This is a genomic window from Stenotrophomonas sp. JC08 (genome assembly GCF_052180205.1).
Lineage (GTDB): Bacteria > Pseudomonadota > Gammaproteobacteria > Xanthomonadales > Xanthomonadaceae > Stenotrophomonas.
In genome coordinates this window covers 2,530,914-2,555,951 of record NZ_CP197473.1, presented here as the reverse complement: position 1 = coordinate 2,555,951, position 25,038 = coordinate 2,530,914, and the positions used below count along the sequence as shown (strand labels likewise).

Genomic DNA, 25,038 nt, shown 5'->3' with positions numbered 1-25,038 from the left:
CAAGGATTGCCCGGTCGCGTCGATGAGCGCCGGGCGACAGCGGCCGTCAATGCCTCCGGAGGGATGCGTTGGCGGTTTTGTTTGAAGGCGGCTTCTTCGAATAGATTGGACGCCGTTTCCGCATCATCGGAAGTCCACGTGATCGACGATCGCTACACGCTCCGCCGCGCCACTACCGACGATGCCGACACGTTGTCGGCGCTGGCCACGCGCACGTTTGTCGAAACCTTCGGGCATCTGTACCCGCCGGAGGATCTGCAGGCGTTCCTGGACGAGGCCTATCCGGCCGAACGCCAGCGGGTGATCCTGGCGCATCCCGATTACGCGGTGTGGCTGCTCGAATGTGACGGCGTAGCCGTGGGTCATGCCGCGGCCGGGCCGTGTGGCCTGCCGCATCCGCAGGTGCGCCCCGGCGATGGCGAACTCAAGCGCCTGTATCTGCTCAAGGAACATCAGGGCAACGGCTGGGGTGGTCGCCTGTTCGAGGCCACGCTGGCCTGGCTGGAGCGGGACGGCCCGCGTACCTTGTGGATCGGGGTATGGTCGGAAAACTTCGGCGCACAGCGCTTCTACGGCCGGCATGGGTTCGAGAAGGCCGGTGAGTACGAATTCCCGGTCGGGCGCGTCCGCGACCGGGAATTCATCCTGCGCCGCACCCCTTGAAACCATTGCCGGTTGCCGGCTTCACCTGCGATTGGCGGTGTGGCGGTTATCACTTGCCTGTCGGTGACGGGCGCCGGGTGTGGCGCGGGGGGTATGGATGACATCGCGGATAGTGTTGCTGCACGGCATCTGGAACGCCCGCGCCTGGGTGGGGCCGCTGGCGTGGCGGCTGCGTGCGCAGGGATTCACGGTCGACACCTTCGGCTATCCCAGTGTGTTCGGCGGCCCGGAAGTGGCGGTGCCGCAGCTGGTGGAACGCTTGCATGCTGCCGGCCCGGTCGCGCTGGTCGGTCACAGCCTGGGCGGGCTGGTGGCGCTGGAAGCGCTGCGAGTGGCACCGGAGCTAGAGGTGCCGCGGGTGGTGTGCCTGGGCTCGCCGCTGTGTGGCAGTGAAACGGCGCGCGCGCTGGCCAGCCATGGCTGGTCGGCGGCGCTCGGGCGTAGTGGTGGCCTGCTGAGGCATGGTTTGCCGGAGTGGAAGGGGCGGGCCGAGGTCGGGCTGGTGGCCGGTTCGGTGCCGCACGGACTGGGCGCGCTGCTGGGCGCGGTGCATGCCGACTCCGACGGCACCGTGGCGCTGGCCGAGACCCGTTTGCCGGGCCTGGCCGATCATTGCGTGGTGGCCGCCAGCCACAGCGGGCTGGTGCTGTCGCCGGAGGGGGCGCTGCAGACCGCGGCGTTCCTGCGTGAGGGCCGCTTCCTGCAACGCCCGGTGCGACAGGTCGCCTGAGCGGCCGGAGCCGGGCGATCGGTTAGAATCCACGCCCTGTTCCTGACAGATGTACGGTATCGCCATGGGTAGAGGTCCTTCCATCGAAGGCCGCAAGAACGCGTCTGACGCGAAGCGCGGCAAGATTTTCACCAAGATCATCCGTGAGATCAGCGTGGCGGCACGCGGCGGTGGAGGGGACCCCAACAACAACCCGCGGCTGCGCACGGCGATGGACAAGGGCATGGCGGCGAACATGTCCAAGGACGTGATCGAGCGTGCGATCAAGAAGGCCACCGGTGAGCTGGAAGGCGTCGAATACGAAGAAGTGCGCTACGAGGGTTATGCGCCGGGCGGCGTGGCGGTGATCGTCGACTGCCTGACCGACAACCGCGTGCGTACCGTGGCCGACGTGCGCCATGCCTTTTCGCGCAATGGCGGCAACATGGGCACCGAAGGCTCGGTGGCTTTCATGTTCAAGCGGCTGGGCGTGCTGGCCTATGCGCCGGGTGCGAGCGAGGAGGCGATCACCGAAGCGGCGATCGATGCCGGTGCCGACGACATCGCGGTCTATCCGGAAGATGGCGCGATCGACGTGATCACCACGCCCGAGTCGTTCCTGGCGGTGAAGGAGGCGATGGAGGCGGCGGCGCTGGCCCCGGACCATGCCGAAATCACGTTCCGTGCCGACAACGACATCGTCGTGGAAGGCGATGTCGCGCTGCAGGTCAAGAAGCTGCTGGACATGCTGGAAGACCTCGATGACGTGCAGGGGGTGTATTCCAATGTCGACCAGGCCAGCATCGAAGGCCTCTGAGCCGCTGTCCCATGGGTTGAGACGGCGGTGCGGGACCATGGCCGCTGTTCCCGATCCGGCAAGGTATCCATGACACGCATCCTCGGCATTGACCCCGGCTCGCAGCGCACCGGTGTCGGCATCATCGACATCGACGCCAGCGGGCGGGCCAGCCCGGTCTATCACGGGCCGCTGGTGCTGCTGGGGGCGGACGGCTTCGCCCAGCGGCTGAAACGGCTGGCCGATGGCCTGCATGCGCTGATCGAGGAATACCGTCCGCAGGAAGTGGCCATCGAGAAGGTGTTCATGGCCAAGAACGCCGATTCGGCGCTGAAGCTGGGGCAGGCGCGCGGCGCGGCGATCTGCGCGGTGGTGATGCGCGATCTGCCGGTCAGCGAATATGCGGCCACCGAAATCAAGCTGGCGGTGGTCGGGCGTGGCAGCGCGCAGAAGGAGCAGGTCCAGCATATGGTGGGCCTGATGTTGAATCTGAAGGGCAAGCTGCAGGCCGATGCCGCCGATGCGCTGGCCGTGGCCATCACCCACGCGCATGTGCGCGCCACCGCCAACCGGCTGGGCGTGGATGTGCGTCAGGCGTGGAGTCGCAAATGAGGAGCTGGAAATGATCGGACGCCTGCGTGGCATCCTCGCCTACAAGGCGCCGCCGTGGCTGGTGATCGACGTCAACGGCGTCGGCTACGAGCTGGAAGCGCCGATGAGCACTTTCTATGACCTGCCCGATGTCGGTCGCGAGGTCATCCTGTTCACCCATTACGCGCAGAAAGAGGACAGCGTCTCGCTGTACGGCTTCCTGCGCGAGGGCGAGCGCCGGCTGTTCCGCGATGTGCAGAAGGTCAGCGGGATCGGCGCCAAGATCGCGCTGGCGGTGCTGTCGGGTGCCAGTGTCGAGGAGTTCGCACGGCTGATCCAGACCGGTGACATCACTGCGCTGACCCGTATTCCGGGGATCGGCAAGAAGACCGCCGAGCGCATGATCGTGGAGCTGCGCGACCGCACGGCCAATTTCAGCGGTGGCGGTGCGCCGATTGCCGGACAGCTGGGCAACGACCCGGTGTCGGAGGCGACGGTGGCGCTGCAGCAGCTCGGTTACAAACCCACCGAAGCGGCGAAGATGGCGCGCGATGCGGTCGCCGAGGGTGACGATGTCGCCACCGTCATCCGCAAGGCGTTGCAATCGGCGTTGCGCTGAGTCCACTCTTTTTCCGCCGGTACGTCGCCAATCGAGGCATCCATGTCCCACGCGTCGCCGCAGTCTGAGTCTTCCGGGCAGTCCAATGGTCACGGTACCGCCGGGGGGCTGGCGCTGGTCATCGGCGCCATCGGCGTGGTGTTTGGCGACATCGGCACCAGCCCGCTGTACACGCTGAAGGAGGCGTTCTCGCCCCACTACGGCCTCAACAGCGATCACGACACCGTGCTGGGCGTGCTGTCGCTGGCGTTCTGGGCGCTGAACATGGTGGTCACGCTCAAGTACGTGACCATCATCATGCGCGCCGACAACAACGGCGAGGGCGGCATCATGGCGCTGATGGCGCTGGCCCAGCGCACCTTGCGCAACGGCTCGCGCTCGGCCTATGTGGTCGGCATCCTCGGCATCTTCGGCGCCTCGCTGTTCTTCGGCGATGGCGTGATCACACCGGCCATTTCCGTGCTGGGCGCGGTCGAAGGGCTGGAGGTCGCCGCGCCGGGGCTCAAGCCCTTCGTGGTGCCGGTCACGCTGGTGGTGCTGGCGGCGGTGTTCGCCGCGCAGCGCTTCGGCACCGCGAAGGTCGGCAAGGTGTTCGGCCCGGTGACGACGCTGTGGTTCCTGTCGCTGGCGGCGATCGGCATCTGGAACGTGATCAACGCGCCGGAAGTGCTCAAGGCCTTCAATCCGCTGTGGGGTGCGCGCTTCTTCCTGGACCACGGCTGGCAGGGCATCTTCATCCTCGGTGCGGTGGTGCTGGCGGTGACCGGTGGCGAGGCGCTGTATGCGGACATGGGCCACTTCGGTGCGCCGCCGATCCGCCATGCCTGGTATTTCTTCGTGCTGCCGTGTCTGGTGCTGAACTACCTCGGCCAGGGCGCGCTGGTGCTGCAGCGGCCCGAAGCGGTGTCCAACCCGTTCTTCGAGGCGGTGCCGGGCTGGGCGCTGTACCCGATGATCATCCTGGCGACGATGGCGGCGGTGATCGCCAGCCAGTCGGTGATCACCGGCGCGTTCTCGGTGTCGCGCCAGGCCATGCAGCTGGGTTACATCCCGCGCATGCGCATCCTGCATACCTCGCACGACACCATCGGCCAGATCTACATCCCCGGCATCAACTGGGGGCTGGCGGTGATGGTGTTCGGACTGGTGCTGGCGTTCCGCAGCTCCAGCAATCTCGCCGTGGCCTACGGCATCTCGGTGTCGGCGACGATGCTGATCGACACCCTGTTGCTGGCGCTGGTGGCACGCGCGCTGTGGCCGCGTGCGTGGCGTGGCATCCTCGCCTTGTGCGTGGTGTTCCTCTTCATCGATGTGGGCTTTGTGATCGCCAACGGCGCCAAGCTGTTGCAGGGCGCCTGGTTCCCGGTGGTGCTGGGGCTGGCGCTGTTCACGATGATGCGGACCTGGCGCCGTGGTCGCGAACTGTTGCGTGACGAGATCCGCAAGGACGGCATCCGCATCGACACCTTCCTGCCCGGGCTGATGCTGGCGCCGCCGGTGCGCGTGCCCGGCACGGCGGTATTCCTCACCGCCGATCCCGGCGTGGTACCGCACGCGCTGATGCACAACCTCAAGCACAACAAGGTGCTGCATGAGCGCAACGTGTTCCTGCATGTGGAGACCTGGCCGGTGCCCTATGCGCCGGAGGCGCAGCGCCTGAAGATTGAATCCATCGGTGACGATTTCCACCGCATCATCCTGCGCTTCGGCTTCATGGAAACCCCGGATGTACCGCTGGCGCTGATGCGTTCCTGCGATCATGGCGGCATCTATTTCGATCCGATGGACACCACCTTCTTCGCCAGCCGCGAAACCATCGTCTCCGGCGCGAACCGTGGCATGCCGATCTGGCGCGACAAGCTGTTCGCCTTCATGCACCGCAATGCGGCCCCGGCTACCGGTTTCTTCCGCATTCCGGGCAACCGGCTGGTGGAGCTGGGCGCGCAGGTGGAGATCTGAACCGCGATGGTCGTGACTTGCCGCGTGCTTGCCGCATAATTACGCGATGACTGACGACCGCATCATCGGCGCTGGCGCCACCCGGGAAGACGAGGTCGCCGACGCCAGCATCCGCCCGCGCAGCCTGGCCGATTATCTGGGCCAGGCGCCGGTGCGCGAGCAGATGGATATCTACATCCAGGCCGCCAAGGCCCGCCGCGAGGCGCTGGACCATGTGCTGATCTTCGGGCCGCCGGGGCTGGGCAAGACCACGCTCAGCCACGTCATCGCCAACGAGCTGGGCGTGGCGCTGCGGGTGACTTCCGGGCCGGTGATCGAGAAGGCGGGCGATCTGGCCGCGCTGCTGACCAACCTGCAGCCGCATGACGTGCTGTTCATCGACGAGATCCATCGTCTTTCACCGGTGGTGGAGGAGGTGCTGTATCCGGCGATGGAGGATTTCCAGATCGACATCATGATCGGCGAGGGTCCGGCCGCACGTTCGATCAAGCTCGACCTGCCGCCGTTCACGCTGATCGGTGCCACCACCCGCGCCGGGCTGCTGACCGCGCCGCTGCGTGACCGCTTCGGCATCGTGCAGCGGCTGGAGTTCTACTCGGCCGAAGAACTGACCCGCATCGTGCGGCGCTCGGCGCAGATTCTGGGTATCGACTGCAGCGCCGAGGGCGCCGGTGAGATCGCCCGGCGTTCGCGCGGCACCCCGCGTATCGCCAACCGTCTGCTGCGGCGTGTGCGCGACTATGCGCAGGTCAGGGCCGCCGGCCACATCGACCAGGCTGTCGCGCAGGCGGCGATGCAGATGCTCAAAGTCGATCCGGAAGGGTTCGACGAATTGGACCGGCGCCTGCTGCGCACCATGGTCGACTACTTCGATGGCGGCCCGGTCGGTATCGAGTCGCTGGCGGCGGCGCTGTCGGAAGAGCGCGGCACGCTGGAGGACGTGGTCGAGCCCTACCTGATCCAGCAGGGGTTTCTGGTGCGCACCGCACGCGGTCGCATGGCCACCCACAAAGCATACCGGCACATGGGGCTGACGCCCAAAGCGGCACCGGTCGCAGCCGACCTGTTCGTGGAGCAGCGCGATGACGGTTGAGGCGCGGTTCAGTTGGCCGACACGCATTTACTGGGAAGATACCGACGCCGGTGGAGTGGTCTACCACGCACGCTACGTGGCCTTCATGGAACGGGCGCGCACCGAGTGGATGCGCGCGCTGGGATATGGACAGGAAGCCATGCGCAGCGGTGGCGAACAGGTGTTCGTGGTCCGTGCCATGAATCTGGATTTCCTCAAGCCGGCCAAGCTGGACGATGTGCTGACCACCACGGTGGAACTGGTGCAATGCCGGCGGGCCAGCCTGCTGATGGCGCAGGCGGTGATGCGCGGGGACCAGGTGCTGGTCAGTGCGCAGGTCCGGCTTGCCGCTGTCGGTGCTGCGGACTTCCGCCCGCAACCCATCGATGAAACGCTGTACGCAACACTTCAACCCCTTCAAACAAAAACCGCTTAGGCAACACTGAGGAAGATCGGATGATCGCTTTGCTTCTGGCCCTGCAGGCCACCGTGACCGAGGCCCTGCCGGCGGATGTCAGCGCCGCGGCCGCGCAGACTGTTGCGCAGGCCAGTCATGGCGGCATCAACTATCTGGAGCTGATGCTCAAGGCGAGCATCCCGGTCAAGCTGATCGTGCTGCTGCTGCTGGCCGGTTCGTTCATCAGCTGGGTGATCATTTTCCGCAAGTCGCGCGTGTTCAAGGCTGCCGACCGTGCCGCCGACGAGTTCGAAAACCGCTTCTGGTCCGGTGCCGATCTGGGCAAGCTGTACGCTGCGGCGGCCGATCGCAACCGCTCGGTGGATGGGCTGGAGGCGATCTTCGAATCCGGCTTCCGCGAGTTCAGCCGTCTCAACGGCCGCCGTGGCCAGGACAGCCGCAGCCAGCTGGAAGGTGCACAGCGCGCCATGCGCACCACCTTCGCACGCGAAGTCGACGGGCTGGAGCGCAACCTGGAGCTGCTGGCCAACATCGGCTCCAACGCCCCGTATGTGGGCCTGGTCGGCACTGTGTTCGGCATCATGGTGACCATGCACGACATGATCAGCAGCGGTGAACAGGCCGGTATCGCGTCGGTTGCGCCGGGTATTTCCGAGGCGCTGTTCGCCACCGCCATCGGTCTGTTCGTGGCCATCCCGGCCACCTGGGCCTACAACCGCTACACCACGCGCGTGGAGCGGCTGGCGGTGCGCTACGAAACCTTCGCCGAAGAGTTCAGCTCGATCCTGCAGCGCCAGCCCGGCGCCGACGAGTGATGCCAACCCCTCGCCAGTGCCCGCCGGTTTCCGTGCGGGGATCCAATAGGAACCGCTTTCCATGATTTCCGGCATCTCCCGGCGCAAGCGCCGCAAGCTCAAGTCCGAGATCAACGTCGTGCCGTACATCGACGTGATGCTGGTGCTGTTGATCATCTTCATGGTGACCGCGCCGCTGTTGACCTTGAGCTTTGAAGTCGACCTGCCCAGCTCCACCGCCAAGGCGCTGGAAAGCAAGCAGGATCCGGTGATCGTGTCCGTGCGCAATGACGGCCAACTGAGCCTGAAACTGCCCGAAGCCAAGGAGCCGCAGGCGATGGATGCGGGCACGCTGCAGGCGCAGCTGGGCGCGCTGGCATCGCAGGACCGCGAGCTGCGCGTGATCGTGGCCGCAGACAAGGCCGTGGCCTACGAAAAGGTTGTGGCCGCGATGGATGTGATCAAGGCGGCGAAGATCGAAAAGGTGGGTCTGGCGACCGATGCACGCTGACGCACTGCCACCGTCGCACGACCCCCGCAACGAATGGGGCCTGCCGGTCGTCCTCGCACTGCTGGTGCACCTGCTGGTGGCGGCGGTGTTCATCATCGCGTGGCTGTGGTCGCCGACCCGCAGCACCGAGGCCGCCGCAGGCGATCCGGTGGTGGAAGCGAGCCTGCAGGTGTCCTCGGCCGAGGCAGCCGCCGCACGGCGGGCGCTGCAGGCCTCGGAGAAACTGCCGGACCTGCCCGAGCCGGTGGAAGAGGTACCGCCCGAGCCGGTGCCGGAAGATACCGTCACCCCGCCACAGCCGCTTCCCGAGCCGCGTCCGCAGGATGCGATGACACCGCAGCAGCACAACGCGCAGGAGCGCATCGCCCAGCCGGATACGGTCGACCAGGAGCGCGTCAGTGCGCTGGCGATCTCCCAGGAGAAGGCCCGGCAGGAGCAGGAAGCCAAGCGCCGCCAGGAGCAGATCGACCTGACCGAGCGCAAGCGCGTGGAAGAGGCCGAGCAGAAGACGCGGCTGGCCAAGCAGCAGGAAGAGGCCGACCGGCAGAAGAAGCTGGCCGAAGAGCAGCGCGTGGCCAATGAGACCAAGGCCGAGCAGGACCGCCAGAACCGGATCGCCGAACTGCGGCGCAAGCGTGAGCAGGCCGAGCGCGAGGTCAAGCTGGCCGAGCAGCGTCAACGCCAGGTCGCCGATGCCCAGGCGCGGGCGCAGGCGGCATCGACCAACAGCGCTGCCAGCAGCGGATCAAGTGCACCGAGTCCGGGGCAGGGCGGCACCAGCACGGACCTGACGGCCAAGTATGCGGCGGCGATCCAGCAGGCCGTGCTCAACCAGTGGATCCGGCCGGACACGATTCCGCGCGGGCAACGTTGCCGCCTGACCATCCGCCAGCTGCCCGGTGGCGAGGTGAGCAGTGTCGAGTTCGCCCCCAGCTGTCCCTACGACGAGGCGGGCCGGCGTTCGGTCGAAGCGGCGGTGCTGCGCGCCCAACCGCTGCCCTACCGGGGGTTCGAGTCGGTGTTCCAGCGCAATCTCAATTTCAATTTCGAGGCGCAGGATCGCTGATCGCCTGATCGCGGTTGCTGGATGCTTTGTCTTGTCGGCCCGATTTCCGTAACGTCCCGTGTTCATCCAGGGGATGGGTTTCACACGGCAGTCCGTTCACGATTGCGAAAATATTCATCCGCCTGCTGGTATCCCTTTCCAGTCCTCACCCCGTAACGTTGAGCGTCCCATGAAGAAACTGTCCCGTTGGCTGGTCGCCCTCGTTGTCCTGTTGCTGCCATTGGCGGCGATGGCACAACAGAAGGGTCTGGAAATCGACATCATCGGCGGCAACGCCTCGGCGCAGCCGATCGCCGTCGTCCCGATGCCGTACCAGGGATCGGCCGCTGCGCCGCAGACCGACGTGGCGGCGGTGGTGCGCGCCGATCTGGACCGCTCCGGGCAGTTCCGCACCCTGCCTGAAGCGCAGATCGTGGAGCGACCCACGCGCGGCAGCGAGGTACAGTACCCGACCTGGCGGGCACTCAAGCAGGATTACCTGGTGGTCGGTCGCGTGCTCGATGCCGGTGCCGGCGCCTACCGCGTGGAGTATGAGCTGTTCGACGTGGCCAAGGGCGAACGCATGCTCGGCCTGGCGATGACCGCCCGTGCCAACGCGATGCGTGATGTCGCCCATCAGATGGCCGATGCCATCTACGAGAAGATCACCGGCGTGCGCGGCGCGTTCTGGACCCGCATCGCCTACATCACGGCCAGCGGCAAGGGAGCCAACATGCGCTACGCGCTGATGGTGGCCGATTCGGATGGCTTCAATCCGCAGACCATCGTGCGCTCGGCCGAGCCGCTGCTGTCGCCCAACTGGAGCCCGGACGGCAGCAAGCTGGCCTACGTGAGTTTCGAACGCGGCAACTCCTCGATCTATGTGCAGGACATCTCCACCGGCGCGCGCGAGCTGTTGACCAGCTTCCGCGGCATCAACAGTGCACCGTCGTTCTCTCCGGACGGGCGCAGGCTGGCCCTGTCGCTGTCGCGCAGTGGCAATCCGGAAATCTATGTGATGGATCTGGGCAGCAAACAGCTGACCCAGCTGACCAACCATTTCGCCATCGATACCGAGCCGACCTGGGCGGCCGATGGCAGTTCGATCTATTTCACCTCCGACCGTGGTGGTCGCCCGCAGATCTACCAGGTGTCCTCCAGCGGCGGCAGCGCCAACCGGGTGACCTTCCAGGGCAACTACAACGCCACCGCCAGCGTGTCCTTCGACGGCAAGAAAATGGCCGTGGCACAGGGCAGTGGCAATACGTATAAGATTGCGATGATGGACAGCAGTCTGGGGGCGCCGCGCTGGAGCACGCTGTCGACCGGTTCGCTGGACGAATCCCCCAGTTTCGCTCCCAACGCAAGCATGGTGCTGTACGCCGCCCGCGAAGGTGGCCGTGGGGTTTTGTATGCGGTATCCGCTGACGCCCGCGTGCGCCAGCGGCTGGTTCTGGCGGATGGGGATGTGCGGGAACCCGCATGGGGTCCCTACCGCGTTGTACGTTGATAAAATGTTAATATCGATGCTCTATTCACCCATTCATCCTGCTTAGGAGCCTTTAGGTAACGCCATGAACAAGTCCACTCGCGTTTTGCTCGTTTCGCTGCTGTCCGTGGCCGCACTGGCCGGTTGCTCCAAGAAGGTCAAGGAACAGCCTGCCGCTCCGGTTGACACCACCCCGGCCACCCCGGTTCCGCCGCCGGCCTCTTCCGGCCTGTACGGCCCGGGCGATCTGGATACCGACGCCTGCCTGCGCCAGCGCGTGGTGTACTTCGACTTCGACCAGGATTCGGTCAAGCCGGAGTTCCAGGCCATCATGGCGTGCCACGCCAAGTACCTGCGTGACCGTCCGTCCTCGCGCATCACCCTGCAGGGCCACACCGACGAGCGTGGTTCGCGTGCCTACAACCAGGCACTGGGCGAGCGTCGTGGCAATGGCGTGAACTCGGCACTGCAGGCCAACGGCGGCTCGGCTTCGCAGCTGACCGTGGTGTCCTACGGTGAAGAGCGTCCGGTGTGCACCGAGACGAACGAGTCCTGCTGGTCGCAGAACCGTCGCGTCGAAATCGTCTACACCGCGCAGTAATCGATGCGTACTGGCATCAAATTGATGCTCGTGGTCGCGGCAGCCCTCGTGGCTGCCGCACCCGTGCAGGCACAGCGGCAGAGTCTGGCCGATCGTGTCGGCGCGCTGGAGCAGCAGGTCAACAACAGTCAGGTCAATGCCGACATGCTGCAGCAGCTGCAGCAGTTGCGCGACGAGATGCGTGCCCTGCAGGGCACGATCGAGCAGCTCCAGCATGAGAACGAGCAGCTGAAGCAGCGTGGCCGCGACCAGTATCTGGATCTTGATGGCCGCCTCAACCGCCTTGAAGGTGGTGTGCCCGAGTCGTCCACCAACACGGAAACGCCGGCTGCAGCCGCCAAGCAGCCGGCAGCAACGACCGCCGAGCGCCCGCCAACCGTGCGTGGCGATGCCGGCAGCCTGGCATCGGCCGGCAATGAACGTGCCGCCTACAACGCCGCTTTCGATGCCCTGAAAGCCGGCGACTATGCCGATTCCGCACAGCTGTTCCAGGGATTCCTGGAAATCTACCCCAATGCCGTATACACGCCCAATGCGCTGTACTGGCTGGGGGAAAGCTATTACGCGACCCGCAATTTCAAGATGGCCGAGGTGCAGTTCCGTGACCTCGTCGCCCGCTATCCGACCCATGACAAGGCCGCCGGTGGCCTGCTGAAGCTGGGTCTGTCGCAGCTCGGTGAAGGGGATGGCACCCTGGCCGAACAGACGCTGGAGCAGGTTGTGTCGCGCTTCCCCGGCAGTGATGCGGCCCGTACCGCACAGGACCGGCTGCAGTCGATCCGGCTCGGCCAGCAGTTGCGTTGAGGTTGATGCCGCGCCCGGCGCGGTCGATGTGATGATGAATACCCCTTCCGCCGCTGTTCCCAGCGAGATCGTGCAGTCGCCGTTGCCGCGGCTGAAGATCACCGAGATTTTCCTGTCCCTGCAGGGCGAAGCCGACAGCGTCGGCTGGCCGACGGTGTTCGTGCGGCTGACGGGTTGCCCGTTGCGCTGCCTGTACTGCGATACCGAGTACGCCTTCCACGGCGGCGACTGGTGGGATATCGACGACATCGTCGCCGAGGTGCTGAAGGCCGGCGTGCGCCATGTCTGCGTCACCGGCGGTGAGCCGTTGGCGCAGAAGCGTTGCCTGGTGCTGTTGCAGAAGCTGTGCGATGCCGGTCTGGATGTCTCGCTGGAGACCTCCGGTGCACTGGATATCGCCGCGGTTGATCCGCGCGTATCGCGGGTGGTCGACCTGAAGACGCCGGATTCGGGTGAAATGGCACGCAACCGGCTGGAGAACATTCCGCTGCTGACCACACGCGACCAGCTCAAGTTCGTGATCTGCAGTCGCGCCGACTACGAGTGGGCCAGGGCGATGCTGCGTGAGCACGGCTTGCCGCAGCGCTGCATGGTGTTGTTCTCGCCGAGCAAGTCGCAGGTGAGCGCGCGCGAGCTGGCGGACTGGATCATTGCCGATCGCCTGCCGGTGCGCTTCCAGATGCAATTGCACAAACTTCTCTGGGATGACGCGCCCGGACACTGATCCCGGGCAGCATTCCCATGTGCCCCCTCTCGCAGGGTGGTTTTGCAGAACTCCGGCGCGGGACAGCGTGCTGGCTTTGACTCCCAACCGGATGAAATTCGATGAAGAAAGCAGTTGTGCTTCTTTCCGGCGGCATGGACTCGGCCGCCGTCGTCGCCATCGCCCAGGAACAGGGCTTCGAGGTGCATGCGCTGAGCGTGCGCTATGGTCAGCGGCATACCTCCGAGCTGGATGCTGCGGTGCGGGTTGCCGCCGCGCTGGGCGTGGCCGGGCACAAAGTGGTCGATGTCGACCTGCGCAGCATCGGCGGCTCGGCGCTTACCGATGACATCGACGTCCCCGAGGCCGGGGAGGCCGGTATCCCGGTGACGTATGTGCCGGCCCGCAACACCATCATGTTGTCGCTTGCACTGGGTTGGGCCGAGGTGCTGGGGGCCAACGACATCTTCTGCGGCGTGAACGCGGTGGACTACTCCGGTTACCCGGATTGCCGGCCCGAGTTCGTCGCCGCCTTCCAGGCATTGGCCAACCTCGCCACCAAGGCCGGGGTCGAGGGTGCCGGCATCCGCGTGCATGCACCGCTGCAGTACCTGAGCAAGGCGCAGATCGCCAGCGAGGGCCTGCGCCTGGGCGTGGACTTCGGCCTTACCGTGTCCTGTTACCAGGCCGATGCCCAGGGGAAGGCGTGCGGCCACTGCGATGCCTGCCGGCTGCGGGCGGACGGCTTTGCCGCGGCCGGACTGGCCGATCCCACCCATTACGCCTGAGCGCACCGCGTCAGCGGCCACTTGCGGTCCCGGCGTCACGGCCGGGGGCCCTGTGCTGGGAGTCCGGCGGGAAGCGGGTTACACTGCCGGGCTCGCCAATAGGCCGTGATTTTTCCCATGCTGCAGAAACTCCGCGACAAGACCTCGGGCTGGATCGTTACTGTGATCCTGGGCCTGTTGATGATTCCGTTCCTGTTTGTGATCGACAGCAGCTACCTTGGCGGCGTCGGCGCGCAGAACGTGGCCAAGGTGTCCGCCCCCCCGGGATGGTGGAAGTCGGCACCGTCGTGGTGGCCGCTGTCGCTGTTCTGGAACCATCACGAGATCAGCAACGAGGAGTTCCGCACGCGTTTCGAGCAGGCGCGCATGCAGGCCCGCGAGCAGGACGGCGACAACTTCGATCCGCGCGAGTTCGAATCCGTGGAGAACAAGCGGGTGGTGTTGGACCAGCTGATCGACGAGCAGGTGGTCCGCCTGGCCGCCGAGGATGCACGCATCGTCATCGGTGATGCGGCCGTCCGTGATTACATCGCCAGCATTCCGGCGTTCCAGCGTGACGGCAAGTTCGATGCCGACCAGTACCGTCTGGTGCTGGCGCAGAGCATGCCGCCGCGTACGCCGGCGATGTTCGAGGAGGTCGTGCGCACCAGCCTGCAGCAGTCGATCATCCCCAGCGCGCTGGCGCAGTCCGGCTTTGCCACCAAGGGCGAGAGCGAGCGTCTGCTGAAGCTGCTGGGCGAGACGCGTGATGTCGAATTCGCGCTGTTGCCGGAAGTGCCGGCCGATACCGCCGCGGTCAGCGATGACGAGATCAAGCAGTGGTACGAAGGCCACCCGAAGGATTTCCTGCAGCCGGAAACCGTCTCCATCGAGTACGTCGAACTGGATGCGGCCAAGATGCCGGCGGTGGCGGCTGCCGACGAGGCGACCCTGCGCCAGCGCTATGAAGAAGAAAAGGCGCGTTTCGTTGCGCCGGAGCAGCGGCTTGCGTCGCATATCCTGATCACTGCGGGCACGGATGCGGCTGCGCAGAAGGCCGCCGAGGGCAAGGCCGCCAAGCTGGCCGAAGAAGCGAGGCAGGGCGCCGATTTTGCCGCGCTGGCCAAGGCCAATTCGGATGATCCCGGCTCCAAGGACGAGGGCGGTGACCTGGGCTGGGTCGAGCGCGATGTGATGGTCAAGCCGTTCGAGGATGCGCTGTACGCGATGCAGCCGGGCGAGATCCGTGGGCCGGTCAAGACCGATTTCGGCTATCACGTGCTGAAGCTGCGCGAGATCAAGGGCGGGGAAGGCCGCTCGTTCGAGGACGTGCGTGAACAGCTGGCAGCCGAGCAGCTGCAGGCCGACAGCGAGAAGGCCTTCAACGAACTCAGTGGTCGCCTGGTCGACCTGGTCTACAAGAATCCGACTGCGCTGGAGCCGGCTGCCAAGGAAGTGGGCCTGCAGGTGCAGCAGCTCGGTCCGTTCAGCCGGACCACGGCCGCTGGCATTGCCGCCAATCCGGCGGTGCTGCGCGCCGCCTTCGCCGATGCGCTGATCGAGGATGGCACGGTCAGCGATCCGATCGAGATCACGCCCAACCACAGCGTGATGCTGCGCGTGACCGCCCACACTCCGGAACAGGCAATGCCGTTGGCGCAGGTGCGTGACCAGGTGATCGCGGCGATCCACGTACACCGCACCGCCGAGCAGTCTGCCAAGGCGGCCGATGCGTTGCTGGCCAAGCTCGAGGCGGGTCAGACCCTGCAGGCGCTGGCGGAGCCGGAAAAGCTGCAGCTGCTGCCGATGCCGGGCCTGCCGCGTACCGCGCCGATGCCGTCGGTCGAGGCCAACCAGGCCGTGTTCGCGGTCGCACCGCCGGCCGGCGACAAACCGAGCCATGGCAAGGTGGCGATGGAAGGCCGCTATGCGGTGTTTGCGGTCACCAAGGTGACGCCGGGCGATATCAGCCAGGTGGACGCGCAGCAGCAGGCGATGCTCAAGCAGCAGCTCAGCCAGATCGATGGCGCCGCTGCCGCCAAGGCCTATGTCGACGGCATGCGCAAGCGCTTCAAGGTGCAGGTGCAGGAAGACCAGCTCTGAGCCTGCACACCGGCACCGCTTGAACCGGTGCCGGACAACCGCTCAACAAAACGGCGCTTCCCGATGAGGGAAAGCGCCGTTTTCATTGCCTATGACAGACCGGTTCAGGCGGTGGGCGGATCTGCTTCAGCAGCGCCGGGGCTTTGCCGCTGCCGGGCTGTGCTCAGGAGCCTGATTCCTCGAAGCTGAGCACCATGCCCGGCTTGAGTGCTGCCTTTGCATCGAGGTTGTTGCGGCTCAGCAGGGCCTTGAGCGGAATGCCGTAACGCCGGGCGATGGACCAGGCCGATTCGCCGCTGCGGACGGTATGGCGACGGGCGCTGCGGGCGCTGCTGCTGGTGCTGGCCGTGACGCGGGTGGGAGCGGCTGCGGCGGTGGTAGTGGCAGTGGCGTAGATCGCGGTGCTGCTTTCCTGCTGCCCGCTTCCGGCATGTACCGGCGCCAGTACGCGCACGCCTGCACGCGTGCCGGACACGGCAGGGTTGAGGCGGGCGATATGGGCCGGATCCAGCGCATTGCGCGTGGCCCAACTGCCCAGCGAGGTATTGGCCGGCAGCGTGTGGCTTTTGAGGATCGGCACCGGACGATCCAGCGTGGCCATCCGGTCAGGATTCTGCTCGGCCTGCTCCAGCACGCAGGCCAGCGCGTGCAGTTTTTCCACATAGGCGTAGGTGATCGGCGACAGGCCGGGCAGTTCCGCCGGGCGTGCGTTCTGGGCGTTCATGCCGGCGCGTCGCAGCGACTGCAGGATGCGGTATTCACCGGCGTTGTAGCCCATGACCGCCAGCCGCCAGTCGCCGCCGAACATGCCGTGCAGGCTCTTCAGGTAGCGCACCGCCGCCTGGGTCGAATCCACCGCAGAAAGACGGCCGTCATAGCCGTTTTCCATCGGGATGCGATGGTTGCGCGCGGTGGAGCCGATGAACTGCCACAGCCCGGTCGGTCCACTGGGATTGCGGGCACCCGGCCGGTAGCCGCTTTCGACGAAGGGAATCAGCGCGAACTCGGTGGGCAGGTGCGCGGCGCGCAACTGATCCACGACGTAGCCGAACAGCGGCAGCGCGTCATCCTCGATATTGCCCAGCCGTGCCGGGGCATGGGCGAAATGCTTGCGCCAGCGCGGATTGGTGGCGTCGGCGTCGCATTGCGGGTCGGCCAGCCCTTCGCGGAAAGCGGTGAAGATATCGTGGCCGTTGCGGACGCTGGGGGCCGGCAACGTGGCCGGATCGAGCGGAAAAGCGCCCAGTGCCGCAAGGTTCTGGCTGACCCCGGCGCTGGCGGGCAGCGATTGCGCGTTGCTGGTGCCGATCCCGAGGGCCAGTGCCAGTGCCAGCGGCAATATCGGCCGCTTCATGCGCTGAACCCGTCTTTCCAGCGGCGCAGCTCGGCGAAGGTTTCCACCGCATCCGCCGGTGTCCGGCCGAGCCGGGTGGCGACTGCGGCGACGACGGCGGCATCGCCGGTCCGCAGGAACGGATTGCATTGCAGTTCATCGGCCAGTACGGCCGGAACAGTGGGAAGGCAGTGGCTGCGCATGTCCTGGGCTTCCTTCTGGCGGCGTTGCAATGCCGCGTTGTTGGGGTCGACATGCCGCGCGAACACGGCATTGGCCAGCGTGTACTCGTGCCCGCAACAGACCCGGGTCTGCGGGGGCAGGGCGGCCATACGCGTGAGCGAGGCCAGCATCTGGGCCGGCGTACCTTCGAACATGCGTCCACAGCCGAGGCTGAACAGCATGTCGCCACAGAACAGGTGCCCGTGGCCGAAATAGGCGAGATGGCTCCGCGTGTGGCCGGGAACTTCCATCACGCTGAAATCAAAACCGGGCAATTGTACCCGCTGGTTGTCGCCCACCCGTTCACATTCCACGGTGATGCGTTCATCCACGGGCGCGAAAACCGGCAGCTGCGGCCAGCGCTGGCGCAGCTCGGCGACGCCGCCGATGTGGTCGTTGTGGTGGTGGGTGAGCAGCAGGGCAGCGGGCTGCATGCCTTGGGCGACGGCGTCGAACACCGGTGCCGATTGGCCCGGATCGACGAAAACCGCACGTCCATCCGTGGTTTGCAGCGCCCAGATGTAGTTGTCCTGGAATGCAGGCAGGGCTGTGAGTCGCATAGAATTGGACCATGCCTGCCGCCCCGTTCCCCCGTCAAGCTGCAGTCCCGGCCTGGTTCGCGATGGAAAGCGCCCTGGCAATGCGTGAGCTGGAGCACCGCAGCCTGTTTGAACGCCTGAACGAAGTGCCGGTGCAGCCGTGGCTGTGGCTGGCACCGAATCCGGACTGGCTGCCCGGCGAGTTGCCGCAAGGACGGGGCCTGCGGCTGCATCCCTGCGCGGGCGGCCGCGGTTATGACGGCGACCTGCGTTGCAGCCTGCCGTTGCCGCTGCCGGGCGAAGCGCTCAAGACCATTGTGCTGCAGCATGTCGCCGCCGAGCAGATGCAGGCGCTTGTGGCTGAATGCGCGCGGGTGCTGATGCCGGGTGGACGCCTGTGGATGACGCTGCTCAACCGCTGCAGTCCCTACCGCGCCCACTGGCAATGGCATGATGCGCGACCGCCATCCGCCGGCCGCTGCCGTATGCAGCTGCGCGGCGAAGGGCTGCAATGCACCGCCGTGCATCACCTGGGCCCGCTGCTGGGACGCCCGGGTGCTGGCAACGGACGCTCATTGCCGGCCCTGCGCGCTGTCTGCCTGCTGGTCGCGGAGAAGCGGGCGGTTCCCCTTACCGGTGTCGGCCAATTGCGGTCGGCCGATTGGCGCAGGCCGCTGGCGACCTGATCCCCCTGACGGAATTACATGAAATCCATTGAAATACACACCGACGGCGCCTGCCTCGGCAATCCCGGGCCCGGCGGATGGGCCGCGCTGCTGCGTTACAAGGGCCACGAACGCGAGGTGACCGGCGGCGAAGCCCACACCACCAACAACCGCATGGAGCTGATGGCGGCGATCTCGGGGCTGGAAGCGTTGATCGAGCCTTGCGAAATCACCCTGCATACCGATTCGCAATACGTACGCCAGGGCATCACCGAGTGGATGCCCGGCTGGGTGCGGCGCAACTGGAAGACCGCCGGTGGAGATGCGGTCAAGAACCGTGACCTGTGGGAGAGGCTGCATGCGGCCACGCAGCGGCATCGCATCGACTGGCGCTGGGTGAAAGGCCATTCCGGCGATCCGGACAACGAGCGCGTGGACCAGCTGGCCCGCGATGAAGCCATCCGCGTGCGCGCAAGCGCCGGCAGCAACTGAGGTAGGCCATGCGCCAGATCGTCCTTGATACCGAAACCACCGGCCTGGAATGGAAGAAGGGCAACCGCGTGGTCGAAATCGGTTGCGTGGAACTGCTTGAGCGGCGTCCCAGCGGCAACAACTTCCACCGTTACCTCAAGCCCGATTGCGAGTTCGAGCAGGGCGCGCAGGAGGTCACCGGCCTGACCCTGGAGTTCCTTGCCGACAAGCCGCGTTTCGAGGAAGTCGTCGACGAGTTCCTGGCCTACGTGGATGGCGCCGAGCTGATCATCCACAACGCCTCGTTCGACATGGGCTTCCTTGAAAACGAGCTGTCACTGGCCGGCAAGGGGCGGCTGGCCGGACGGGTGACGGTGACCGATACGCTGGCCATGGCGCGCGAGCGCTATCCGGGCCAGCGCAACTCGCTGGATGCGCTGTGCCGGCGGCTGGGCGTGGACAACTCGCACCGCCAGCTGCACGGCGCCCTGCTCGATGCGCAGATCCTCGCCGATGTGTTCATCGCGCTGACCTCGGGGCAGGAAGAGATCGGCTTCGGCCAGCCGGAAGCCGAGCGTCGTGGTGCCGATGTGGCGGTGCAGGCGTTTGACGCCTCGGTCCTGCTGCCGCGCCCGCGGGTGCTGGTCACCACCTCCGAGCAGGAGGCGCATGTGTCACGTCTGGAGCGCCTGCGCAAGAAGGCCGGCCATGCCTGGTGGGATGGCGAACGCGCGCCGGAGCCGCAGGAAAACAGCTGACCGCGGCGCGCCGCTCAGTGGCAGCGGATCAGCACGACGCTGATGTTGTCCGAACCGCCACCGTCCAGCGCCGCACCGACCAGCGTATCCACGCACTCCTGCGCACTGCAGTCGGCATGCGCCAGCGTGCCGGCGATGGCGGCGTCATCGATCTCTTCGGTCAAGCCGTCACTGCACAGCAGCAGCTGCATCCCGGGTCGCAGCTCACCGGTCATCGAGGACACATTGAGGTGCGCCGGATCGGTCACGCCCAGTGCCTGGGTGACCACATTGCGATGCGGATGGGCACGCGCCTGTTCGGCGGTGAGCGTTCCCTGCGCGATCAGCTCCTGCACGTAGCTGTGATCCTGGCTGAGCTGGGCCAGCTTGCCGTCGCGCCACATGTAGGCGCGGCTGTCGCCGACCCAGGCCACTTCGAACTGGTTGTCCTGCACCCGCGCGGCCACCACGGTGGTGCCCATCGGCAGGCTGTCGTTGCGCCGCTGCGAGGTGCGGATGATCTCCTCGTCGGCGATACGGATGGCCTGTATCAGCGGCGTACCGCTGCGCACTTCGCGCACGATGGTTTCCCGTGCCAGCGCACTGGCCACCTCGCCACAGGCGTGCCCGCCCATGCCATCGGCCACCAGCCACAGCCCCAGCTCACTGTCACCGTAATAGGTGTCCTCGTTGAGCTGGCGGCGCAGGCCGACATGGCTGAGATGTCCGAATTCGATCATGGGTGCCCGGGCAGGCCGTTCCATTGGAGGGGCAACGCATCATCGCGTTCATGGAGGTGCACGGCAAGCGCCCGTGCCCGTTTTTTCCGGCCGTGCTAAGCAGCGGGAAAGCAGGCTTGTGGCCGGGAACCGGAAAAACCGCTTGTCCGCACGGCCATTGCCCCTTATCATTTGCGGCCCGGTTCGCCGGGACCATCTGGAGAGGTGGCAGAGCGGTTGAATGTACCTGACTCGAAATCAGGCAGGCGTTTATAGCGCCTCGGGGGTTCGAATCCCCCCCTCTCCGCCAGATACTTGAACTAAGCCCTTGAATTTCAAGGGCTTTTTTCATTTGTGGCTTGGCTGGTATGCCATCTGGTATGCCATTGGGGGCTGGCTGCTGCTGGATCCATCTGGACGGGGGGCGCGTCTGCCTTGCTGGTCAGAGCGTTTGGATGCCATAGGAGCCAAGCGGGCAGGGCGCGGTCCCTCGAGGCACTTATATCGATATGGCACACAGATGCGTTGGATCTGTGCTGCAAAGCGTGCTGTACGATCGCTTCAACTTTTCTACAAGCTCAAGACTCCCTGTTGCGATGAGGGCCATCGGCAGCAGCTGGTTATGGTGGTGATCTTGGTGCCGTAGCGTCCTGATGGCCGTTCTGCAGTGCTCTGCAGGTGGATGGGCTGCCTCGAACGAGGATGGTTATCAAAATGCAGCCCTTGTGTGATCATGATGGTAATGTTTGGGTGGTTGCCGGTAGGCCGCAGGCTTTCCCCTAGAACTCGTACAAGGAATTACTGACCCGGATGAGTGATCTTCCCCGGTAACGCACGGATGACGAACGAGCAGCTTGCAGATCTAACCCAGCCACAGCGTGACCGACTCGCGTTCGTGGAGTTGCGGGTGCGCTTCATCGGGGAGATACGACGCCAGGACTTGGTCACGCGGTTTGGCATCCAGTCCGCCGCCGCATCCAGGGATCTGGCGCTGTACAAGGAGTTGGCCCCGGGCAACATCGATTACGACTCCAAGGGCAAGTCCTACATCCTGGGGCCGGATTTCCGGCCCGTATTCGACTTCCCCCCGGAGCGGGTGCTGTCGTGGCTGACCCAGGGCTTTGGTGACGGTGAGCCGATGCGGCTCAAGGCGTGGGTGGCCAGCGAGAGCCCGTCACGGCTCACGTATCCGGATCTGGATGTGCTGGCGAGCGTGACCCGTGCGATTCACCAGAAGTGTCCGCTCGGCATCGAGTACCACTCCATCACCAGTGGCCGCACTGAGCGGGAGATCGTCCCGTTCGCGCTGATCGACAACGGCATCCGCTGGCACGTCCGCGCCTTCGACCGGAAGTCCCAAGAGTTCCGGGATTTCGTCATCACCCGGATCAAGTTTCCGGTGGTGCTCAAGGGTCAGCCAGTGGCGCCCCACGAGATGAGCGATCAGGACATTCAGTGGACCCGAATCGTCGAACTGGAGCTGGTGCCACACCCAAGCCAGCCCCGGCCGGAGATCACCGAGATGGACTACAGCATGCAGGGTGGCGTGCTGCGGATGAAGCTGCGGGCAGCCACCGCCGGTTACATCCTTCGCCAATGGAGTGTGGACTGCACGCCCGACCACAGCTTGCGCGGGCATGAGTATCGCTTATGGCTGAAGGATTGCATGGTGCTTTACGGCGTCAAGAACGCTGTTTTGGCGCCAGGTTACGTAGTGCTTGGTCAGGAGTTGGATCGATGTCAGGATTGATTTCCTCATATCACGCGAAGTACTACGCCCATGAAATTACCCGCCGGCATGGCGCTGATGGCGTAGATCGTTTGTCGCGATCGTTGTTCGACGCCAGTGTTGATCTGAACCCACATCAGATCGAGGCGGCGCTGTTCGCACTTCGGAACCCGCTGCAGGAAGGCGTGCTGCTGGCTGACGAGGTGGGCTTGGGTAAAACCATCGAAGCCGCGCTGGTGGTTTGCCAATACTGGGCTGAGCGCCGCCGTCGGCTCTTGGTCATCTGCCCGGCGAGCCTGCGCAAGCAATGGGCGCAGGAGCTGCACGACAAGTTCGCCGTGCCCACCACCGTGGTCGATGCCGTTTATCTGCGTAAGCAGTCCGCTGGCGACATGCTCGCCACCCTGCAACGGCAGGTTGGCAAGGCAGTCGTCATCATGTCCTACCAGTTTGCCGCCAAGCTGGAGGCCGAGCTGCGGGCCGTGCCTTGGGATGTGGTGGTCATCGACGAAGCGCACAAGCTGCGCAATGCGCACCGTGCCAGCAACCGCACAGGACAGGCGCTCAAGCGTGCGCTGCAAGGCCGCAAGAAGCTGCTGCTCACCGCCACGCCGTTGCAGAACTCGCTGATGGAGTTGTACGGCCTGTCGACGCTTATCGACGAGCACATGTTTGGCGACGAAACTGCCTTCCGCAAGCAGTTCATGAACAGCGAAACAGGCTTGGAGGAACTGCGTGAGCGTCTTGCCAGCTTTGCCAAACGCACGCTTCGTCGCGATGTGCTGGAGTACATCAAGTACACCGAGCGCAAGGCCCTCACCCAGCCGTTCAACCCCACTGACGACGAGCATGCGCTGTACGAGCGCATCTCGGCCTTTCTGCAAAAGGAAGACTCCTACGCCCTGCCCAAGCAGCAGCGCCACCTCACGGCACTGATCCTGCGCAAGCTGCTGGCCTCCAGTTCGCACGCCGTTGCCGCCACCTTGGTCACCATCCGCGAGCGCCTGCAAGGCCTGCTCGCAGCGGGCAAAACGGAAGACGACGGCAGCCAACTGGTCGAACAGCTCATTGCCGAGGACGACCTGGAGCAGGACTACCTGGAAGAGGAAGCCAGCGAGGCAGAAGAAAACGTCGAAGCCCCGACGCCTGCGCCAGTCGAAGAAGGTAAGCCGGGCGCAGCAAAAGATGCCCATGCCGTCCGCACCGCCATCACCACCGAGATCGCGGAGCTGACTGCATTCGTCGATGCCGCCCAAGCCCTGAAAACCGACACCAAGGCACAGGCGCTACTGAAGGCGCTCGGCTTGGGCTTCAGCAAGATGACCGAGCTGCGCGCGCCACGCAAGGCCATCATCTTCACGGAATCCAAGCGCACTCAGGAGTACCTGCACCGCTTCCTCTCAGCCAACGGGCACGCGGGAAAGTTGGTGCTGTTTAGTGGCACCAACACCCACGAGGAATCCACCGCCATCTACCAGCGCTGGCTGGAAGAATATAGAGGCACAGATCGCGTCACCGGCTCGCCGCAGGTAGATCGCCGCACCGCGCTGATCGACCACTTCCGCAAGGACGACGGCACCGGCGCGGAAATCATGATCGCCACTGAAGCGGCTGCCGAAGGCGTCAACCTGCAGTTTTGCGCGCTGATCATTAACTATGACCTGCCCTGGAACCCGCAGCGCGTCGAGCAGCGCATTGGCCGTTGCCACCGCTACGGTCAGCGTTTCGATGTCGTGGTTATCAATTTTCTTAACACCCGAAACCAGGCCGACCAGCGCGTGCTGGAGCTACTTACTGAGAAATTCAATCTGTTCTCTGGTGTGTTTGGCGCAAGCGATGAAGTGCTGGGCCGCATTGAAGGTGGCCTCGACTTCGAGAAACGCATCCTCCAGATCTACGACACCTGTCGCCAGCCCGAGCAGATCGAAGCCGCCTTCAACGCCCTGCAAACCGAGCTGGAAGAAGTTATCGCCGACCGCATCAAAGACACCCAGTCCCAATTGCTGGAGAACTTCGATGAGGACGTTCACGACCGCCTCAAGCTGCGCCTTCAGGACGCCGAAGCGCGGCTCGACAAGCTGGGGCGCTGGTTCTGGGGTGTCACCTGCTTTGCATTGGACGGCCGCGCGCGCTTCGACGAGCAGTCCTACGCGTTTTCTCTGAGCACGCCGCCAACTGGAATCGCCACAGGCCGCTATCAGCTCATTCGCGGGGCGGCACAGCCGGATATGCTGGCACATGCCTATCGCCTCAGCCACCCGCTGGGGGAATGGAGTATTGAGGCCAGCCTGAACGCGGCCACGCCCGTCGCCACATTGAAACTCGACTACGACAAACACGGTGCGCGTGTCTCCGTCATTGAGAGACTGCGCGGCAAGTCCGGCTGGCTGACGCTGGCTCGACTGGAAGTCACTGCCTTCGAGACCACAGAGGCGCTGCTGTTCTCAGGCCTCACTGACGATGGTCAGGTACTGGATCAGGAAGCCTGCGAAAAGCTGATGGCCATTCCTGCAGCGGGCAAACCCACCCCTTTGAGCTCCACCGTGCCCGAGGGATTGCTCGCTAACAGCCAGCGTGCGGTTGCCGCAACTATTGCCCAGGTCCTGGAAGCCAACCAGCGCCTCTTCAATGAAGAGCGCGACAAACTGGAACGCTGGGCCGACGACAAGTTGCTGGCCGCTGAAGAGGCCCTGAAGAACACCAAGGCGCGCATCGCACAGTTGAAGCGTGACGCCCGTAAGGCTGTCACCTTGCAAGAGCAAGACGGCATCCAACGCGAACTGTCTGAGCTGGAACGCAAGCAACGCCGTCTGCGGCAGGAAATTTTTGCCGTCGAGGACGAGATCATCGCCAAGCGCGATGAGCTAATTGCCTCGCTCCAGCAGCGCCTGCAAGAAAAAACAAGCAACGAGACCCTGTTCAGCATCCGCTGGCAGGTCACGTAACCGAAGAATCAGATATCCCGAGATCAGGGCAACC

The 25,038-nt window shown here is 65.1% G+C and carries 25 protein-coding genes and 1 tRNA gene; 23 read left to right on the top strand and 3 right to left on the bottom strand.

All coding sequences use genetic code 11. The features are described from left to right. The first annotated feature begins 141 nt into the window (after positions 1–141). From ACSBPQ_RS11780 to ACSBPQ_RS11700, 17 genes are all read left to right on the top strand, one after another. Positions 142–663 (top strand): GNAT family N-acetyltransferase, encoded by a 522-nt coding sequence (locus ACSBPQ_RS11780; protein WP_442684575.1) that lies wholly within the window; start codon positions 142–144, stop codon positions 661–663. Between the two features lie 97 nt (positions 664–760). After that, the gene (locus ACSBPQ_RS11775; protein ID WP_442682323.1) at positions 761–1,393 is read left to right on the top strand and encodes an esterase/lipase family protein; all 633 of its coding nucleotides are present in this window, start codon (positions 761–763) and stop codon (positions 1,391–1,393) included. Between the two features lie 64 nt (positions 1,394–1,457). After that, positions 1,458–2,189 carry a YebC/PmpR family DNA-binding transcriptional regulator gene (locus ACSBPQ_RS11770; RefSeq protein ID WP_442682322.1) on the top strand — a complete coding sequence of 244 codons (732 nt, stop codon included), beginning with the start codon at positions 1,458–1,460 and terminating at the stop codon, positions 2,187–2,189. Between the two features lie 69 nt (positions 2,190–2,258). Next, positions 2,259–2,780: a crossover junction endodeoxyribonuclease RuvC gene (gene ruvC / locus ACSBPQ_RS11765; protein WP_442682321.1), complete on the top strand. Its 522-nt coding sequence runs from the start codon at positions 2,259–2,261 to the stop codon at positions 2,778–2,780. Between the two features lie 10 nt (positions 2,781–2,790). Beyond that, a complete protein-coding gene (gene ruvA, locus ACSBPQ_RS11760; RefSeq protein WP_442682320.1) occupies positions 2,791–3,378 on the top strand; it encodes a Holliday junction branch migration protein RuvA in 588 nt (195 codons plus the stop codon). Between the two features lie 42 nt (positions 3,379–3,420). Next, a complete protein-coding gene (locus ACSBPQ_RS11755) occupies positions 3,421–5,337 on the top strand; it encodes a potassium transporter Kup (protein WP_442682319.1) in 1,917 nt (638 codons plus the stop codon). 46 nt (positions 5,338–5,383) lie between these two features. Further along, the gene (ruvB, locus tag ACSBPQ_RS11750) at positions 5,384–6,430 is read left to right on the top strand and encodes a Holliday junction branch migration DNA helicase RuvB (RefSeq protein ID WP_442682318.1); all 1,047 of its coding nucleotides are present in this window, start codon (positions 5,384–5,386) and stop codon (positions 6,428–6,430) included. Next, positions 6,420–6,845 (top strand): tol-pal system-associated acyl-CoA thioesterase, encoded by a 426-nt coding sequence (gene ybgC, locus ACSBPQ_RS11745; protein WP_442682317.1) that lies wholly within the window; start codon positions 6,420–6,422, stop codon positions 6,843–6,845. Before ruvB ends, ybgC begins: the two co-directional genes overlap by 11 nt. A gap of 20 nt (positions 6,846–6,865) precedes the next feature. Next, on the top strand, positions 6,866–7,642 hold the full coding sequence (gene tolQ / locus ACSBPQ_RS11740; RefSeq protein WP_442682316.1) for a protein TolQ: 777 nt from the start codon (positions 6,866–6,868) through the stop codon (positions 7,640–7,642). Positions 7,643–7,703: 61 nt separating this feature from the next. Next, complete coding sequence (gene tolR / locus ACSBPQ_RS11735) at positions 7,704–8,132, top strand: protein TolR (protein WP_442682315.1); 429 nt, start codon at positions 7,704–7,706, stop codon at positions 8,130–8,132. Beyond that, the gene (gene tolA / locus ACSBPQ_RS11730; RefSeq protein ID WP_442682314.1) at positions 8,122–9,198 is read left to right on the top strand and encodes a cell envelope integrity protein TolA; all 1,077 of its coding nucleotides are present in this window, start codon (positions 8,122–8,124) and stop codon (positions 9,196–9,198) included. Before tolR ends, tolA begins: the two co-directional genes overlap by 11 nt. 169 nt (positions 9,199–9,367) lie before the next feature. Beyond that, on the top strand, positions 9,368–10,687 hold the full coding sequence (gene tolB, locus ACSBPQ_RS11725) for a Tol-Pal system beta propeller repeat protein TolB (protein ID WP_442682313.1): 1,320 nt from the start codon (positions 9,368–9,370) through the stop codon (positions 10,685–10,687). A 64-nt stretch (positions 10,688–10,751) separates the two neighbouring features. Then, positions 10,752–11,267, top strand: coding sequence for a peptidoglycan-associated lipoprotein Pal (gene pal / locus ACSBPQ_RS11720; protein WP_442682312.1), 516 nt, complete (start codon positions 10,752–10,754; stop codon positions 11,265–11,267). A gap of 3 nt (positions 11,268–11,270) precedes the next feature. Continuing rightward, a complete protein-coding gene (ybgF, locus tag ACSBPQ_RS11715; protein WP_442682311.1) occupies positions 11,271–12,071 on the top strand; it encodes a tol-pal system protein YbgF in 801 nt (266 codons plus the stop codon). A gap of 34 nt (positions 12,072–12,105) precedes the next feature. Next, positions 12,106–12,795, top strand: coding sequence for a 7-carboxy-7-deazaguanine synthase QueE (gene queE / locus ACSBPQ_RS11710; RefSeq protein WP_442682310.1), 690 nt, complete (start codon positions 12,106–12,108; stop codon positions 12,793–12,795). 101 nt (positions 12,796–12,896) lie between these two features. Beyond that, complete coding sequence (gene queC / locus ACSBPQ_RS11705; RefSeq protein ID WP_442682309.1) at positions 12,897–13,562, top strand: 7-cyano-7-deazaguanine synthase QueC; 666 nt, start codon at positions 12,897–12,899, stop codon at positions 13,560–13,562. Between the two features lie 117 nt (positions 13,563–13,679). Next, entirely contained in the window at positions 13,680–15,644 is a 1,965-nt protein-coding gene (locus tag ACSBPQ_RS11700) for a peptidyl-prolyl cis-trans isomerase (protein WP_442682308.1), read from the top strand. Between the two features lie 163 nt (positions 15,645–15,807). On the opposite strand, the gene ACSBPQ_RS11695 is transcribed toward ACSBPQ_RS11700, so the two are convergent. Further along, a complete protein-coding gene (locus ACSBPQ_RS11695) occupies positions 15,808–16,998 on the bottom strand; it encodes a transglycosylase SLT domain-containing protein (protein ID WP_442682307.1) in 1,191 nt (396 codons plus the stop codon). Further along, positions 16,995–17,759 carry a hydroxyacylglutathione hydrolase gene (gene gloB, locus ACSBPQ_RS11690; RefSeq protein WP_442682306.1) on the bottom strand — a complete coding sequence of 255 codons (765 nt, stop codon included), beginning with the start codon at positions 17,757–17,759 and terminating at the stop codon, positions 16,995–16,997. The genes ACSBPQ_RS11695 and gloB overlap by 4 nt, the downstream gene beginning before the upstream one ends. 11 nt (positions 17,760–17,770) lie before the next feature. Here gloB and ACSBPQ_RS11685 point away from each other — a divergent pair, with 11 nt between their 5' ends. The 3 genes from ACSBPQ_RS11685 to dnaQ are packed head-to-tail and all read left to right on the top strand — an operon-like array spanning position 17,771 to position 19,632. Further along, positions 17,771–18,424 (top strand): hypothetical protein, encoded by a 654-nt coding sequence (locus ACSBPQ_RS11685; RefSeq protein WP_442682305.1) that lies wholly within the window; start codon positions 17,771–17,773, stop codon positions 18,422–18,424. 18 nt (positions 18,425–18,442) lie between these two features. Continuing rightward, positions 18,443–18,895, top strand: a complete 453-nt coding sequence (rnhA, locus tag ACSBPQ_RS11680; RefSeq protein ID WP_442682304.1) for a ribonuclease HI — start codon at positions 18,443–18,445, stop codon at positions 18,893–18,895. A gap of 8 nt (positions 18,896–18,903) precedes the next feature. Further along, positions 18,904–19,632: a DNA polymerase III subunit epsilon gene (gene dnaQ / locus ACSBPQ_RS11675; protein ID WP_442682303.1), complete on the top strand. Its 729-nt coding sequence runs from the start codon at positions 18,904–18,906 to the stop codon at positions 19,630–19,632. A 14-nt stretch (positions 19,633–19,646) separates the two neighbouring features. Here the strand turns inward: dnaQ and ACSBPQ_RS11670 are convergent, their stop codons facing one another. After that, entirely contained in the window at positions 19,647–20,351 is a 705-nt protein-coding gene (locus ACSBPQ_RS11670; RefSeq protein WP_442682302.1) for a PP2C family protein-serine/threonine phosphatase, read from the bottom strand. A gap of 198 nt (positions 20,352–20,549) precedes the next feature. Here ACSBPQ_RS11670 and ACSBPQ_RS11665 point away from each other — a divergent pair. The 3 genes from ACSBPQ_RS11665 (at position 20,550) to ACSBPQ_RS11655 (ending at position 25,004) form a co-directional block, all read left to right on the top strand. Continuing rightward, positions 20,550–20,640: transfer RNA gene (locus ACSBPQ_RS11665), tRNA-Ser, on the top strand. A gap of 528 nt (positions 20,641–21,168) precedes the next feature. After that, positions 21,169–22,080 carry a WYL domain-containing protein gene (locus ACSBPQ_RS11660; protein ID WP_442682301.1) on the top strand — a complete coding sequence of 304 codons (912 nt, stop codon included), beginning with the start codon at positions 21,169–21,171 and terminating at the stop codon, positions 22,078–22,080. After that, positions 22,068–25,004: an SNF2-related protein gene (locus ACSBPQ_RS11655; RefSeq protein WP_442682300.1), complete on the top strand. Its 2,937-nt coding sequence runs from the start codon at positions 22,068–22,070 to the stop codon at positions 25,002–25,004. Before ACSBPQ_RS11660 ends, ACSBPQ_RS11655 begins: the two co-directional genes overlap by 13 nt. The last annotated feature ends 34 nt before the right edge of the window (positions 25,005–25,038 follow it).